8 protein-coding genes are annotated in these 16609 nt (G+C 52.5%); 1 reads left to right on the top strand and 7 read right to left on the bottom strand.

What is annotated here, in order from left to right:
* Positions 1–198 precede the first annotated feature (198 nt).
* Complete coding sequence (locus PJI16_12015) at positions 199–1959, top strand: peroxidase family protein (protein ID MDT3778283.1); 1761 nt, start codon at positions 199–201, stop codon at positions 1957–1959.
* A 168-nt stretch (positions 1960–2127) separates the two neighbouring features.
* Here the strand turns inward: PJI16_12015 and PJI16_12010 are convergent, their stop codons facing one another.
* The 7 genes from PJI16_12010 to ppdK form a co-directional block, all read right to left on the bottom strand.
* Positions 2128–3459: an alpha/beta hydrolase-fold protein gene (locus PJI16_12010; protein MDT3778282.1), complete on the bottom strand. Its 1332-nt coding sequence runs from the start codon at positions 3457–3459 to the stop codon at positions 2128–2130.
* A 777-nt stretch (positions 3460–4236) separates the two neighbouring features.
* The gene (locus PJI16_12005; GenBank protein ID MDT3778281.1) at positions 4237–7047 is read right to left on the bottom strand and encodes an SUMF1/EgtB/PvdO family nonheme iron enzyme; all 2811 of its coding nucleotides are present in this window, start codon (positions 7045–7047) and stop codon (positions 4237–4239) included.
* A 13-nt stretch (positions 7048–7060) separates the two neighbouring features.
* Positions 7061–7510: a hypothetical protein gene (locus tag PJI16_12000; GenBank protein ID MDT3778280.1), complete on the bottom strand. Its 450-nt coding sequence runs from the start codon at positions 7508–7510 to the stop codon at positions 7061–7063.
* Between the two features lie 145 nt (positions 7511–7655).
* Positions 7656–10673 (bottom strand): SUMF1/EgtB/PvdO family nonheme iron enzyme, encoded by a 3018-nt coding sequence (locus tag PJI16_11995; protein ID MDT3778279.1) that lies wholly within the window; start codon positions 10671–10673, stop codon positions 7656–7658.
* 647 nt (positions 10674–11320) lie between these two features.
* Complete coding sequence (locus PJI16_11990; GenBank protein MDT3778278.1) at positions 11321–12115, bottom strand: EcsC family protein; 795 nt, start codon at positions 12113–12115, stop codon at positions 11321–11323.
* A 108-nt stretch (positions 12116–12223) separates the two neighbouring features.
* A complete protein-coding gene (gene ribD, locus PJI16_11985) occupies positions 12224–13324 on the bottom strand; it encodes a bifunctional diaminohydroxyphosphoribosylaminopyrimidine deaminase/5-amino-6-(5-phosphoribosylamino)uracil reductase RibD (protein ID MDT3778277.1) in 1101 nt (366 codons plus the stop codon).
* A 26-nt stretch (positions 13325–13350) separates the two neighbouring features.
* Positions 13351–16467: a pyruvate, phosphate dikinase gene (gene ppdK / locus PJI16_11980; GenBank protein MDT3778276.1), complete on the bottom strand. Its 3117-nt coding sequence runs from the start codon at positions 16465–16467 to the stop codon at positions 13351–13353.
* Between the last annotated feature and the right edge of the window lie 142 nt (positions 16468–16609).

Below are 16609 nucleotides of genomic sequence, written 5' to 3'. Positions count from 1 at the left end.
ACCTCCGAACTAGTTTTCCCTCTACTGGATTTATTTCCACGACTGGGGTAAATTTCTTTTTCCCATGGATTTATTCATCATCGCCGGATTTTTTCATCCCGGCTTCATCGTTTTTCTAAATTCATCTTTTTCTATCCGAGTTTCCCAAAGGGTTACAACCATAAGTCATACCATTAGGAAATTCGAGAGAAAAAGTACGTGAATCGCACATTCCAGAACAAAAAAATAGTCCCGGCATGGACACGATCCGTTTTGGCCGGCAGCGTTTTGATCGCTCTCATAGGAACCCTCTTACCCGAGACGTTCGCACAAGAGAACAGACCCAATGTCGGCAGGGACAATCACGACCGCAGACCCGGTGCTAACAGGGACAATCCCGAGACCAGACCCGATCATGGCTGGAACAATCTCGAGATCAGAGCCATTGATGGCAGGAACAATAATGTGCAGAACCCCGACTGGGGAAGCGCCAATAGCCAATTGCTTCGGCAGGTTAAACCGGATTACGAAAATGGTAGCTGGACACCTGCCGGCTCCAACCGGCCAAATGTCCGTGACATTTCCAATACGGTGGCCGCCCAAGACAAAGCGATCTACAACGAAAAATCGGCCTCGGACTTTATCTGGCAATGGGGACAATTCATCGACCACGATATCGACCTGACCGAGGGGGCAGACCCCCTCGAACCCTTCCATATTCAAATCCCGACAGGCGATCCTCACTTCGATCCACAATCAACCGGAACACAGCACATGTCGCTGAACCGGTCCACCTATGATCCGGCTACCGGGACGGATTCCCGGAATCCACGGCAGCAAATGAACCAAATCACAGCGTTCATCGACGCATCGATGGTGTATGGCTCCGACCCGGTACGCGCCGCGGCCCTTAGAGCCACTGACGGAACAGGCCGGCTGAAAACCAGCCCGGGCAATTTGCTGCCGTTCAATACCATCGGCCTGCCTAACCAGGGCGGTCCCGCTCCCACGCTATTTGTGGCGGGAGATGTGCGAGCCAATGAGCAAGTGGGGCTGACGGCCATGCATACGTTGTTCATGCGGGAACATAATCGCCTGGCCGACCTCATGCATGCCAATTCCCCCCGATTAAGCGAGGATGCCATTTACGAAGCCGCGAGGATCTGGGTCGGGGCGTTGATCCAGGTCATCACCTATAAGGAATTTCTCCCCGTACTCCTCGGACCCAATGCCCTGAGGCCCTACACCGGGTACAAGCGTGGGGTCAATCCCGATATTGGCAATGAGTTCAGTACGGCTGCCTATCGTGTGGGCCATACCCTGCTCTCACCGGTATTACTCCGACTGGGTAAAGATGGAAAGTCGATTCGGGAAGGCCATTTACCGCTGCGAGAGGCATTTTTTGCTCCAGGGCGTCTCATCAATGAAGGAGGGATTGACCCGTTACTTCGAGGGCTCGCGAACAATCGCGCGCAAAAGGTCGACAACTATATCATCGACGACGTAAGGGGTTTCCTCTTCGGCCTCCCTGGAGGAGGAGGATTCGACCTGGTCTCACTCAATCTTCAACGGGGACGGGACCACGGACTGGCGAGCTACAATGATGCCCGGTTGGCCTTGGGCCTCTCACCTGCCGTGTCCTTTGACGACATCACCAAGAATCGTGAAGTACAAGAACGTCTGGAAGCTGCATATGGAAGCGTCGAACTTGTGGATTTATGGATGGGCGGGGTGTCTGAAGATCATCGCCCTGGCACGTTAGTGGGGAATTTATTTTATACGATTCTGGTGGATCAGTTCGAACGGTTGCGGGACGGAGACCGGTTTTTTTATCTCAATGGGTTCCCTACTTTTGAAATTAAAAAATTGGAAGAGACCACCCTAGCCGACATCATCAGGCGGAATACTTCCATCGACCGGGAGATTCAAGATAACGTGTTTCTCGTCTCGCAAAAAGACAATCGTCAGAGAAGACGCTAAGCCCTTTCCTCAAGACCACGATCTAGATTTTGAATCAACCCTGGCAGGAAGCTCAAATGGGCAGCACCCGGGTTTTCTGCTATTCATTTTGGGGGTGTTTCAGATTGCCTTTTGTCATCATCCACCTTTTCGGTTCCCGCGCAGGTGGGTAGATTTTTGATCAGACCACTACTTCTCTTTCACGATATCGGAAGAGGGCACATCAATGGTGAGTTTGACAGGAAAGAGTGTGTGGGAGTCTGAGCGGTGCCGGACTTCCTGTAAAAGCGTGTCGATGCGTGGCTCGACCATGCCTTCATAGGATACCTTCCCATTCGTTTCCACGATGACGGGTTTGGAAAAATCCACCAGGTCCTGATTTAGAAACAGGGTATAGCGGCGAATCCGATTGGTACTCACCTCAAATTTGTTGGAATCTGTGACTTGGGCGTGCAATTTGGCGTATACCCCTCCCGTGATAAATTCATCCCGGCTGTCAATCAGGTTTTCCGTAAAGGCGGCAATCTGATCCGTCATATCGATACGCACCCACGAGAAGGGCGTCAGATGGGTGGCATCCCGAACCAATGAAATGGTCCGTGGCAATGGCTTTCGTTGTTGACTATCGAACCAGGTGATCAATTCCGGCAGGGCTTGCTTGGGAAAGAAATGCCCTCCCGCATGGGGATGCGTCCAGGTATGCTCCTGGTACTGATAAGAAATGCCGCGACGCTCCATCTCTTTGACCAAGTCGCGACTCAACTGCACGGGCATGACCCTATCCGCCGCACCGTGAATCACATAGACGGGCGTGTGGACCAGGTTTTCGACGAAGGGAAACAGCACATCATCAATACCGCTAGCCATCGGCGCAATACCCGCAAAGCGATCCGCATAATGCATCCCGATAATCCAGGTTCCAATCCCACCATTGGACATGCCGGTGAGAAAGATCCGATCGGGATCGATATGGTATTGCGTTTGAACCTCAGCTAAGACCGTTAACGCCAGATTCTCCCCGAATCGGGTCCACCATGACCCCATGGTTACCGACGGACAAGCCAGAATGTATTTTTCACCCAGACGTGGAATCCAGCGATCCAGATAAGCTTCCCCCGTAAACCCTGCCCCATGCAAACAGAGAATGAGGGCCATAGGCTTCTCGGGTGAATAGGAAGGAGGAACATACAAGGCATACTCAGCATCCTCACCTCTCACTCGTATTGGTCGTCTGGGTTGGGCACCAACCGGTTGAGTCTCATATTGGCGGGGCTGCTGAAGAATTTTTGAAATGGATTCAACCGTGGCGTCGGGGCGCTGTTGAATGTCAGCCAACAACTCTTTGGCTCTATCCGGAGCGGCCTCCACATATTTTTGCACCAATGAGGACAGACTCCGATCAGAAGGCTGTGCGCTCTGGTTTCCTGCTGTTTCCGGAAATGGATGAGCCCAACTCTGTAGAGCCCCCAGGCTCAGTACCAGACATGAGAGAAGGACAATAATTTTTTTACCGTGCATCATGAATATCACTCTTACAATTATGATTATGAAAGCGTTCGGATCATTGAGCGTTCTCTATGTATCCTCTCATATTCCAACAGGCATTCCTATAGGCTCATGGAAGTGAAGGCAACTGGAAGACGAGAAGAACTGACCGCTTAACATTATGGCGCATCCAAGTTTTCCGTGGATAATCCGCTAGGCTACTGATCTTTTTGGGAATTGAATCGGCTTTGAATTCCTCTCCTTTGTAAGGAGAGGCAAGGTGAGGTAGAGTCCTGGTACCATCAGGAAGCCACGATGGTATCAGCCATTCCGTGCGGTGAAGAGGCTACCTCCCCTCCGCCCCTCCTTACAAAGGAGGGGGCTCGAGGAGGATCAACTCTACTTTTTACCCATGCGAATGTCTGAAGGACCAACACAATAGAGCCCCTCCAAATATTTTCAGACGTTTTCGAGGACAATATTGCATCAACTAGAATAATTGGCATGTACAAGCGTTTCCGGGTTTCGGCCGAGCAGCCGAGGTTTTGCCTGCTGCGTCCCGAAGAGCGCGACCTAACGTCTGGTTCGTCTCGAAGAGCGGATCCTTTGTGTGGAGGCAAAGGTCCCCAAAACCGATGAGACGCCCCACCGGGGCTTCGCTACAAAGACCAACCTGAACACAACCAGGATTTCATCTTGTTGGGACGTTCCGGTGGAACGTCTTCGTCATTGGACAACATGATGGCAGAACGGTAGGGCGGGCAACGCCCGCCTCATAGGCTTCAGAGTTCCTGAGGCCAGAGAAGACAGAGGTCAGCGTGAAGAACATGGAGAGGCCACCACTCGAAACCCGAGGTAGTCATACCTGCGACACGGGAAGTACCAGTTGCGGTAGGCACAGTGCACTATGTGTTCATTGTTGTTCCACGACCCGCCACACAGCACACGGGATTGATTTCTTTCGGCCGTGAGATCTTCCCGTGTGGACCATATTTTTTGATCAGAAGGGTATGGCTCCATCATAAATAAACTCCTTGTCCATTCCCACACATTGCCGCTCATATCTTCGAGGCCATAAGGACTGATTCCTTGTGGGAAACAGCCAACCCCGGTCGTCGCGTTGAGGTAGGTCTCACGATAATTCGCTCTATTGGGATCAGCCTTGTTACCCCAGGGGTACATTCGGTCATCCTGTTCGCCTCGTGCAGCCTTCTCCCATTCTGGTTCGTTAGGTAGAACAATCGCCCAAGGCTTTCCAGTCTCTCCTCCTGTGCTTAGCAATGTTTTCACCGGCTCCGGCGTGTCATCCCACGCTCGAAGCTTTTGCGTGAGCCATCGGCAATAGGCCAGAGCTTCATACCAGGTCACACCCACTACGGGATGATTGAGAAGATCAAAGAAGCCACCATAATTTTTGGGTCCATTTCGTCCCTGTACTTTCCCTGCCTCCCAGATACCCGCCGCTATGGCTTCCAGCCACAATGCTTCTTCTTGATACCCGCCATCCTCCACAAACGCTTGGAATTGGGCCTGCGTGACGGGATAGCGAGAGATATAATAGTCGTACGGAATTTCAATCTTTTTGTTTGCCCATCTTTCGCCCATCTGAAAGTGGCCAGCCGGAATTTTCACAAAACCTAAAAGAGATTCATCCGGAAGTGACCATCCAGCGGCTCGAAATCGGGGATCACCGATATCGACCAATGTTTGGGAGGCTTTCGTTCGTTGACGAAGGAGACCGTCCCTCATCACGCTCACTAGGCGATTTTGCACACGTGGCAACAGTTCCCGGCCCAGGCTGCGGTCCTTCACACGATTGAGGCCAATCTCCTTCACAATATCTCCCGCCAACCATTGCTTGGGCCATTCGACAATCGAGCCCTCCTTGATCTGTTCCGGACACAGTTCCGCGATCAACGCGAGAGGTTTCTCAATATCTCCGCTCCAATGGACGAGTCGTCCAACCGCTAAAAGAATGACTTCACGCCACACGGCAAATTCCTCAGCCAATTGCGCGGCTTGCCGGCAAAAGTCGGTCTGTGCGGCAATATGCGCACCTGCGAGGTATTCTTGGTAGGTCCGGTGAGGAAAGGTAAATCGCCCCGGCACCCGTTCGACTAACAGGCCCGCCCGCAGCTTGATTGCCGCCACCATTTTTCTTCCCCAATCCAAACTCTGTGTGGGATGCAGCGGGGCCAAGGCTTGAATTAAATCCATTTCACCGATATCTGCGATACGCTCGTATCCACTACGGCCTTTCCAATGGGCGGTAAAGGCCAATTCCCATAACACCCGCTTAAGGTCCACATTGGTTCGCTTGGCTTGCTGTAACAACTGCAGCACACTTACTTCCTGTTCTTTTTGCGCCTTGTCCTTGACCTTCATCTGTTCCCATCGCCACAACAAAATCTCAATAGTCTTTTCGTAAAGCAGCGCACGCTCATTAGGAAGGCGCCCTTTGTGCGTATGGACAAGCGCCATGACCATGAGCAGAAGCGGATTGGGCGCCAACTTTCGAAGATCAGGACGGCACACGGCCTCTTTAAGCTCTTTTATGAGGTCGTCAACCTCCTGCTGAGTTTTGATTTGTCGAGCGCGATACAGCTTGGCATACCAGGATTCGATGAACGCATCGATTTGTTTTGGTGTGAATGGGGCGAGTTCAAAATCGGGAATACCCTGAAAGTCACTAAAGTCACTCCGAAGCCCTTGAAAGGGCAAGACTCGGCAGGTCACCAGCATTCGGCTCTTCCTATACCGCTGCATAAAACTTCTCACGGCTCGACTCACCAAGGCTAACTGCTCTTCCGTTACCGTCTCATCCAGACCGTCCAACAGCACGATGACATTTCCCTGATCCAAGCACTGCTGTAATGGCGCGGCGACACATTCGAGATTTTTGGCATTCCAGCGAGATACAAGAAACTCCCACAGGTGAGCTTTCCCCACATCGGGAGGGTCCCACTGCGCAAATTCCCGAAGCGTGACAGGAATTGGAATACAAGACCCCGGGTTCACATCCTCCCACCCCGGCAACTTCTCCATCCAATGGCCTGTGGGCTCAAGCCAGGCTGAGGCTAAACAGAAAGCCAGATAATTCACAAATGTGGACTTCCCAGAACCTGGATCGCCCAGGTTCACCACCTGAGGATGCTTCAGGACCGCTTCAAGTGCGGTCACAGGTTTCCGCTCTGTCTCATCATCCTGATCTCTCTCGTGTTGAGCGGTGGTATGTAAATTGACGTAGACATGATCCAGTTGGAGAGGCTGTTGCTTCTTATCGGTGGAATCGCTGGATTGTTTATCCAGACCCCGAAGCAAAAAAAATTGTCCTTGCTCTATCAGAACGCGGCAATAAATGTTCAGCGCCTGGGTGGGATCTGTCGGAGGGGGACCCATATAGACATCGCCCACAATGTTGCCACCCACCGCCACACCTCTTGCACCGGCAGCAGTCGCTCCTGACCCTTGCGCCACACTCCCGCTGCCTTGCACCACTGCATTACCCGCCGGTTTCCCTTGCTGTTCCAATGCCGCCACGGAAGCCTGATAGGTCTCAGCATCCAACACTCCCCTCTCGTGAGCCTGACGAAGTTGCGCTAACTTTTTTGTGAGATCATCCATGTTGAATGACGGTTCAGGATTGCCCGGATTTCTCACCAGTTGTCACATTCCCATGAACATTGCCGCCAACAGCAATCCCACCAGCACCCGCCGCAATAGCACCTTTACCCTGCGCCACGGATCCACTCCCCTCCACTTTTGCTTGGTAAACGATCCGAGGCATCAAATTCTCTTGTTCGAGCCTGATCCTCAACTCATTCGTTTTGGCTCGGATCTCTTCATCGTAATCGACACCAGCTTCTCTCAAGGCCTTCTCAACCGCCTCTTGGATGTCCGTTGAATCGGGCTTGGTCCCCAAGATTTGCAGAGAGGCTCCGACGTTCGGGTTGGATTCATATTTCGAGCCGATGAGTTTTTTAAGACCGTTCCACGCATCTATCACAGCTTGGCTGACGACTTCTTCCCCTACCAATTTTGCCCCTGCGACCAACACCTCCACGATTAAGGTGATTGGATCTGGCATGATGACTCCTCCCTCTCTAAAATTTAAAAATGAAAATGCAATTCCAAAAGATGTTCAGGTTTTTCTTTGCTGCTCCAAAGTATCGCTGAATCGTGAACGCCCACCTAATAAGCTTCAGAGTTCCAGAGGTCAGAGCAGACAGAGTTCAGCGTGAAGAAAATGGAGAGGCCACCACGCGAAACCCGATAAAGTTGCCCCAGTCACACGGCGAGTTGAGCCTGAGGCGGTACGCACAGCGCACGTAGTAGTGGTCGTTGTCCCACGACCCGCCACGCAGCACACGGCTTTTATCGACTCCAGCCGTGAGGACTTCTCGTGTGGCCCAAGCTATTGGGTCAGGCGTATACGATTCTTCCTCGTAGACACTTCGCGTCCATTCCCGCACATTCCCACTCAGCTCCTCCACCTCGTATGGACTTTTCCCTCCCGGGAAACATCCAACCGCATTCGTCCCAATGATGTTGGTTCCCCTATAGTTCGCCCGATTGGGATCGACGTGTTTACCCCAGGGATACGTTCGATCATCGTGACTTCCTCGGGCGGCCTTTTCCCATTCCGGCTCGTTTGGCAACATGATGGACCATGGGGTTCCGGTCTCCCCACCCGCTTGCAGCAAGGTCCGTAAGGGTTCTGGCGTGTCATGCCATTCTCGCAGCTTCTGCGTGAGCCACCGGCAATAGGCCAGAGCTTCATACCAGGTCACACCCACCACCGGATGATTGGAAAGCCCAAAAGGGTCGCCGAACTTTTCTGGTTGTTGGCGGGGTTCATCGTCGTATTGGCTTTTCACCTTTCCTGCGTCCCATATTCCCGCCGCTTCGGCTTCCGGCCAAAACTGTTCTTCTTGATACCCTCCATCTTTCACGAACGCTTGAAACTGGGCCTGGGTGACAGGATAGCGAGAGATATAATAGGTATAGGGAATATCGATGTTGATGATCTTCCACTTTTCCCCAATCTGAAATGAACCTGCCGGGATTTCAATAAATCCCAACAACCCCTCATCAGGAAGCCACCAAGCACCTTCGCGAAATCGTGGGTCGCCAAGTTTCGCCAGATGTCGGCCCGCCTCTGCCCTCTCTATAGCCGGTAATGGACTCTCTCGCATGACTTGTTGCAATCGCTTCTTCAATATTTGGAGAAATTTTACTCCCCCCCTAGAATGTTCCCCATCGGCTTCAAACGGCTCGACACCAAGCAAGACTGCTATAGTTCCTGCCCAAAGAATTCCTCTCCATTTAGCCACAGAATCCGGTCGTGCCTCGGGGCACAACTCATAAGCTAACCCTAAAAGCCCTTCCTCATTGCGACGGTTAAACCAGAGTTCCTCAATTCCTAACTGCGCGGCCACATACCAATAATCCCCTTCGCTCGTACGTCTGCGGTATGCTCGATTGACATGCCGATTAACCATATGACACCCGGCCAGATATTCCTGGAAGGTGCGATGGGGAAACCGATAGGTTTCGGGAATGCCTCCCTTACCTCCTCCCTCACCCATGAACAGCCCCGCCCGCTGATCCACATAATTGAGAAATGGCCCAGCCAAGCAACCTAAAACCTCTGACTGCTCCAATTCTTGTAACAATATATAACGATCCATACCCTTGTGGCTTTCCTGCCAGCCTTCCGTCTCGTGCACAAAGTGCGCGATATGTTCCATCAATTTCCGAAGCCGCCGCTCATCTTTCAGCACCCCACTAATTGGCCGCGACTCCTCCGTGTCTCGATCTTTCTCCCAGCGTTGCAACATGTTATTGACCGCCAAGTTATAAAGCTTCACGCGTTCTTTTGGCAGCCCCGCTCCTTTTCGATGCAGAATCGCCATAGTGGTGAGCAACATCGGATTGGGGGATAATTCCGCTAACGGGCCTAGAGCGTTTGCTTGCAGATCCTGGATGAGGCCTTTACGCCTTCCCTCATCCAGTTCATGTTGGGCTGTATACCACGCCTGGGCAAATTGCCCTATTTTTTCTTCTGAAAAGGGGGCAATATGGTGTGGCGCAAACCCGGGAAGCATTTTCGGTCCTGTGTAGGAGCGGCTGCGGCATGTAATGATCGTATGTTTGATCTTCGGATACCGGCCCAGGATGGCCATGACCGCCTGATACACGCGGGGACGCTGTTCAACCGGTACTTCATCAACGCCATCAAAGACCAGCAGCATATTTCCGGAAAGTAACGACTCTTCTAAGCTGTCCGTCGCACTCTTCTGGTCTGGACCAAACTGCTTACACCAGGCTTGAAACAGCACATCCGCCAAACGATGATCCTGTTGTTCCGGAGGACAACTCTTGAGATCAACCTTACCTAATTCCTGGACAACGTGGCGAAGGGTAAGAAAGAGCGGAAAGGTAGTAGACTCCCAACCTTCAAGCACTTTTTCATTGTTTAGCTGCGCTAGGGCCATTTTTGCGCAGAGTTTTTTTGCAAACGTACTCTTTCCACTCCCAGGCCCACCTAACAACAGGACTTTCTTCGTCTTGGTGACAATGTCCAACGCCGTGTAGACTTCTCTTTCTGCTGCCCCTGGAGGGCTCTGTGCCCTAAGAATTTGCTCTGAATGCGCGGGACTGATTATCTCAGCAAGGGGAGTTTGCGTATCCAGTTCAATATAGACTTGATCCAGCGTCACCTCTCCCTTCAGTTCATCTCCACCTCCCATAGCGGCAAGAGGCAAGATTTGGAATTCATTGATGAGCCGTTCGAGATATCGATGCTTGGCTTTTTGTACAGGGTCGGCGGCAGGAGGGTTTATATAAATGGAACCATGCACGTCGCGGCCGACCGCCACGCCTCCAGCACCGGCGGCAATCGCTCCTGGCCCTTGCGCCAGACCGCCGGAACCCGATTGCGTGGCAGAGTATGTGGTGGAAACATACAATTCTTTTTGGATCAAGAGGCGTTCTAATTCGGCAAGGTGCTGAAGCAGTTCTCGGTTCTGAGAAAAGTCGTGTTTTTCAATTTGTCCTTGCAAAGTTTCTTGTTTTAACCGGGATTGAGGTTTGGCTTCGACATCATCCAAGGCTTCGAGCAGATCTTCATCCTGGCCAAACAGGTCCTTGATCGCTTGCTTCGTCACTTTATAGGCATCTTTCACCGCCTCACCGCCCAAGGCTCCTGCCGCCGCTGCGAGTAGACTACTTATTGTCACCGGGTCCATAGGCTTGGCTTTTTCCCTACTCTTAAATGAGGAGATGGTCACGCTCCGGGGATTATGCCAAACACGGGCAATAATGTAACCTGCGATTTGGATAGACGACCCACCGGGTCGTCGCTACATCAATAGCAGGGAAGGAATAAAAGAAGTAGTCGGGCTATGCGGGATCTTCGTAGAAGATATATGGAGTGGAGTAATCGCTGAACTCGAAATAGACTTTTTTGAGGATCATACGGAAATTATTGTTCGAGCCCTTCGACGTTGCTCTCAGTACAAGTTCTTCGGGCAAGCTCAGAACAGGCTCTAGAAGGCTCCGCGCCTTTCCTTGTCATCTCGAGAGCAACAAAGGATCTGAGCCCAGCCCAAAAGGCCATGCCTGCCCTGAGCGAAGTCGAAAGGGCTCAGCTAGATGCTTCGCGCTGCTCAGCATGACGATTCTGTTGAGGATGTCTCCCCCCTGGTATTCTTGTCATTCGCAGACGTTCAATGGACCCCATCAGGATTCATCTGTTCAGATGAATGAGCGCTGTAGGCCGTAGAATCCTATATTCGGTATGATCCCCAATATCCCCAGTGCGAGCTTCCTGCAATTCATTCAGGTGGATACCGGCTCACAACCGGCGGATAGGACGAACCAGAAAGCGACAAATCTAATTCCTGGCGGCAACTTGGCGGTACGCGTCCTTCACGGCCTCTTTGCCATGGATACGTTCCAAACGTCGGACGATAAAATGGCCACGCGCCATATTTTGGAAATGTTCCATAAACAGAAAATTGATGGTGGCTCCTCCTGCGGCCCCCAGCAACGGGATTGCCTGGGCGGCAGCTTTTTCTGATACTTGGATACTGTACCGTGAGGCAATTTCAGACAGAAGTCTGACCAATGGCGGAGCGCCTGACCCCGCCAAGCCACGTTCAAGCAGATACTTGCCCGCTTCGGTCATCGCACCCGCCAACGCCGCCCTCACTGCAAAATATCCCGTTTCCGCCCCGTCATCCGCTTGACTGGTGCCTCCCATGGCGAACACCTCCAAACAGGCCAGCTTGCTCTCGGCCTCCATAATCGGTTCTCCCTCACTTCTCGCGATATCCGCGATAGAGCGCAACATCAGTGTCGTCGAGATCGGCAATTCTACGCTCAACGCCATGAGCCCCATCGATCCCCCGATTGCACCGCTGACGGTCGTCAATACCCGGTGAGCCCCATTTGCCGGCTTACCCCGATACCGTTCATTTATACTGGACACGGCCAGATTTAACGCTTTATTCAAAGCTTTTTGCGTGGTCGTCAGAAGTTTGTTGGAGAATCCCTCGGGCAACATGGTGATGGCCCGTTCGACCGGCCCTCCGATGAGATTCGTGACTTTAGCTGCAAAGCTGGGGGTTTCTAAGAGATCTACTGCTAATGCTAAATACTGCTCGTCAACTTTATTGAGATTGGACATGAGCGCGATCTCCCCGGTTTCTCTGTACTGCACACGATTGGAGTATTCTCTATGGTAATGAATCGCAGACACCGTCAGCCTGCCCGTTATCGATGACTTAGTAGACCCTCACCGTCGTGGCTCAATTGTTCCCGTCATGAGCCAATCCTTCCCGAGCTTTTTGAGTTGGCAATCCGCGAGTGGCCAGGCTCGATCAATTTTTTTCGGCGACAGTCCGCCGATGAGGCCAATGGCATCCTGCCCACCCAGCAGCATTGGAGCCGTATACAATCTTACCCGATTCACCAATCCCTGGTGAAGCGCAGTCGCATTCACCTTACTGCCGCCTTCGATGAGGACCGATGTGGTACCCTGTTTTCCTAATCGAGCAAGACAGGCTTTCAACGAGACGCGTCCCGCTTGCCCAGGCAACACCCACACCTGAATGCCACGTTTTTCAAAGTGCTCGATTTTTTTGACTGGAGCCTGTGTGGTCGTACACAAAATGGTGGGCTGCTCCTCCACCCATTGCAACACCTTGGCATTGGAGGGAATGCGCAATCGGCTATCGAGAATGACTCTCACCGGTTGCCGTCCCACCCGCCTGTTGGTCATCGTTTTTCCTCTGGCAGATAATTCAGGATCGTCGGCAATGACCGTGCCCACTCCCACCAGAATCGCATCCATCCGGTTACGCAGACGATGGACATCCTGTCGGGCGCGTTCACCTGTGATCCACCGTGACTCGCCGGTGGCGGTCGCCAATTTTCCATCCAACGTCATGGCCCCTTTGAGGGTTACCAATGGGCGTCCGGTCGTAATCCAATATGCATAGACCTCATTCAGGTTTCTGGCCTCCTGTTCTAACATGCCAACCGACACGGGAATATTCGCGTGCTTGAGTTGTTGAAGCCCCCGTCCATTGACCTGTGGATTGGGATCGATCATCGCCACGCATATCCGTGCTAGCGCGGACTGAATAAGGAGAGGGACACAGGGAGGCGTGCGCTTGTGGGTATGGCAACAGGGTTCTAACGTTACATAGAGGACGCCCCCTCGCGCTCGAGGGCCCGCTTGATGGAGGGCTAATACTTCTGCATGAGGTTCGCCGGACTGACGGTGATAGGCTTCTCCGACGATCTGCCCATCCTTGACGATCACAGCCCCTACCATGGGATTGGGACTCGTACGCCCTTTCCCTTTGGCGGCGAGGGAAAGGGCTCGCTTCATGAAAGTGTTATCTGATGGGACGGACGTCACCGCCTTTTAGCAGCCGCAGTCGGTTTTTTACGTCTAGGAGAGGGAGAAGCCTTTTTCTTGGATGTACTCTTCTTGCCTGTTGTCTTTGTCACGACATTTTTCTTCACGGTGCTCTTCGCCGCCGGTTTCTTTGGGGCTGATTTTTTTGTGGCCGGTTTCTTCCCAGCCACGACTTTCCTGGTCGTGACTTTTTTTCCTGTCGTTTTCTTTGTTGGCGCCTTTTTAGGCGTTTTAGCGGAACCGGATTTGGAGGACACCGCCCGGGATTTGTTGACTATGCGAAACGTTGATCGAGACTCACGTTGACTCTCCTCACGTTCGAGCACCGCTACTGCCGCTTGAGCGGCAGCGAGGCGTGCAATCGCCACTCGGTAAGGCGAACAGCTCACATAGTTGAGGCCTAATTCATGACAAAAAGCCACGGAACTCGGTTCACCCCCATGCTCTCCGCAGATTCCAAGTTTAATTAACGGGCGGGTCTTCCGCCCTTCCTGAATCGCCCATTTCATTAAGGCTCCAACCCCTTCCTGATCCAATACCGCGAAGGGATCCGCCTCCAAAATATTTTCGGCTTTTTTGTCGATCGTAGCCTTACACATCCGGCATACCATTTTCTTCCAATCGACGTTGGTCCGTTGGCAGACCGGACACCGGTCCTGGCGATCCAGATAAAAGCCGATATAGGGTCCTGCATCATCGCGCGAAAACCCGAATGTCGTTTGAGTCAGATCATTGGTCCCAAAGGAAAAGAATTCAGCATGTTCGGCGATTCGCCCTGCCGTTACCGCCGCACGAGGCAGCTCGATCATGGTGCCGATCAAGTAACTCAACTTCATGCCATATTCCGCCATGGTCTTTTCCGCCACGTCTTGAATCAGCTCCTTTTGGGCTTTCATCTCTGACGGCATCCCCACCAACGGAATCATAATCTCCGGCACAATCTTTTTGCCCTCGCGCGCCACTTCACAGGCCGCTTCAAAAATCCCCTGAACCTGCATGCGGGTAATTTCCGGCATGGTAATCCCAAGCCGACATCCACGAAGACCCAGCATGGGGTTATATTCATGTAACTCTTCGACTCGATCCAGGATGCGCTGTTTCTCCTGAATGACTTGAGGGTCTCCATTGGTCACTTCCAATTTCGCGATTTCAACCAGGAGATGTTCTCGTTTGGGTAAAAACTCGTGGAGGGGAGGATCGAGTAAGCGAATCGTGACGGGATATCCCTTCATTTCCCGATAGAGTCCGATAAAATCCTGCCGTTGAAGGGGAAGAAGTTGCTCTAAATACAGCTCCCGTTCTTCTCTTGAAGATGCCAGGATCATCTGCTGCATGATGGGTACCCGGTCTTCGGCAAAGAACATGTGCTCCGTCCGGCAGAGGCCGATGCCCTCGGCCCCGAATCCTCGCGCAATGTGCGCCTGCTCGGGAATGTCCGCATTGGACCGGATCTTGAGCACTCTAAACGCATCGGCCCATTTTAAAATCGTGGAAAAATACTGATATTTTTCGGAATCTTTCGGATCCATTCTTCCCTGAATGACCTGGATCACTTCGGAATCCACTACCGGGATGTCCCCCGCATAAACCTGTCCGGTAAACCCGTTCAAGGAGAGAAAGTCTCCTTCGGACAGAACCATGGACCCAAACTGGACCTTTCCATTTGGCAAGACCTCCACGGCATCACAACCGGCGATACAGACTTTTCCCATCTGACGGGCCACCACGGCCGCATGCGATGTCATTCCGCCCTTCGCCGTAAGAAATCCTTCGGCTGCATGCATCCCCTGAATATCATCAGGACTGGTTTCATGACGGACCAGAATGGCACGTTCGCCCTTGGCCTTCATGGCCACCGCTTGATCCGGAGTGAGAGCAATATGCCCGGCCGCCGCTCCCGGACCAGCCGGAAGTCCCTTCCCGACCGACTGAAATTTGGCTTCATCACTGCTTTCGAATATGGGGTACAAATATTGAGAGAGTTGTTCGGGCGCGACCCGTTTGACCGCTTCTCTCCGGTCGATGAGTCCCTGACGAACCATATCCACGGCAATTCGAACCGCAGCGATCCCGGTCCGTTTTCCAACCCGGGTTTGCAACATATACAGTTTGCCCTCTTGGATCGTGAATTCCAGATCGAGCATGTCCCGGTAATGTTTTTCCAGAGTACGCTGGGTCTTGATGAGATCCTTGTACGCTCCCGGTAACGTGTCTTGTAACGCCAACACCGGCATGGGAGTTCGAATCCCGGCCACAACATCCTCGCCTTGGGCATTCAACAGACATTCGCCAAAAAAGACCGGGACGCCGTTTGCCGGATTTCGGGTGAAGGCCACCCCCGTTCCACTGGTGTCCCCCATGTTGCCAAATACCATGGACTGGACATTGACGGCCGTTCCCCATTCATCGGGTATATCGTAGAGCCGGCGATACGTCACGGCACGATCCCCGAACCAGGAATCAAACACCGCATCCACCGCCATCCGGAGTTGTTCAAAGGGATCTTGCGGAAAGTCTCGTGCTGTCTCGGTTTTAACCAATTCCTGATATTGAACCACTAACTCCGCCAAGGCCTGTTCAGACAAATCGGTATCATGCTTGACCCCATGCGCCTGTTTCATGGCTTCCAGGCTATGTTCAAACCGCTCACGGGGAATGCCCATCACCACGCTGCCAAACATGGTGATGAAACGCCGGTACGCATCTACGGCAAACCGTTGATTGCCGGTTTTTTTGCCTAAACCCTGAACCGTCTGTTGGTTGAGGCCGAGATTCAATACCGTATCCATCATACCGGGCATGGACGCTCGTGCCCCGGACCGTACCGACACCAGCAATGGATTGTCCGGATCGCCGAGTCTGGCCTTCATGGTTTTTTCGACCTGCCGCAGGCCATTCAGCGCTTGATCCCACATCCCGGCTGGAAAGCGTTTTTTTGAATAAAAATATTCCACACAGGCCTCGGTCGTAATCGTGAACCCTGAAGGCACGGAAATTTTCAGGTTGGTCATTTCGGCCAATCCCGACCCTTTCCCTCCTAAGAGTTCTTTCATGTTGCCGGATCCTTCAGCTTTACCGCCGCCAAAGAAATAGACATATTTTTTGTGCCGCATTTCTTCGCTCTCCTTTACCCGACCCACCGGCCTCCCGGAAAAAAAGACGTCAGCACCGGAGAAGACAGAATGCCTGGCATTCTTCTCCCGACCATTCTCCCTGTTGTCAGGAGACCCTCTCGAGCAACAGTCTTGTTTTTCA

The organism is Nitrospira sp. MA-1 (assembly GCA_032139905.1).
Taxonomy (GTDB): domain Bacteria; phylum Nitrospirota; class Nitrospiria; order Nitrospirales; family UBA8639; genus Nitrospira_E.
Note: the sequence above shows the minus strand (reverse complement) of the source record. Positions and strands in the feature narration are given on the sequence as shown.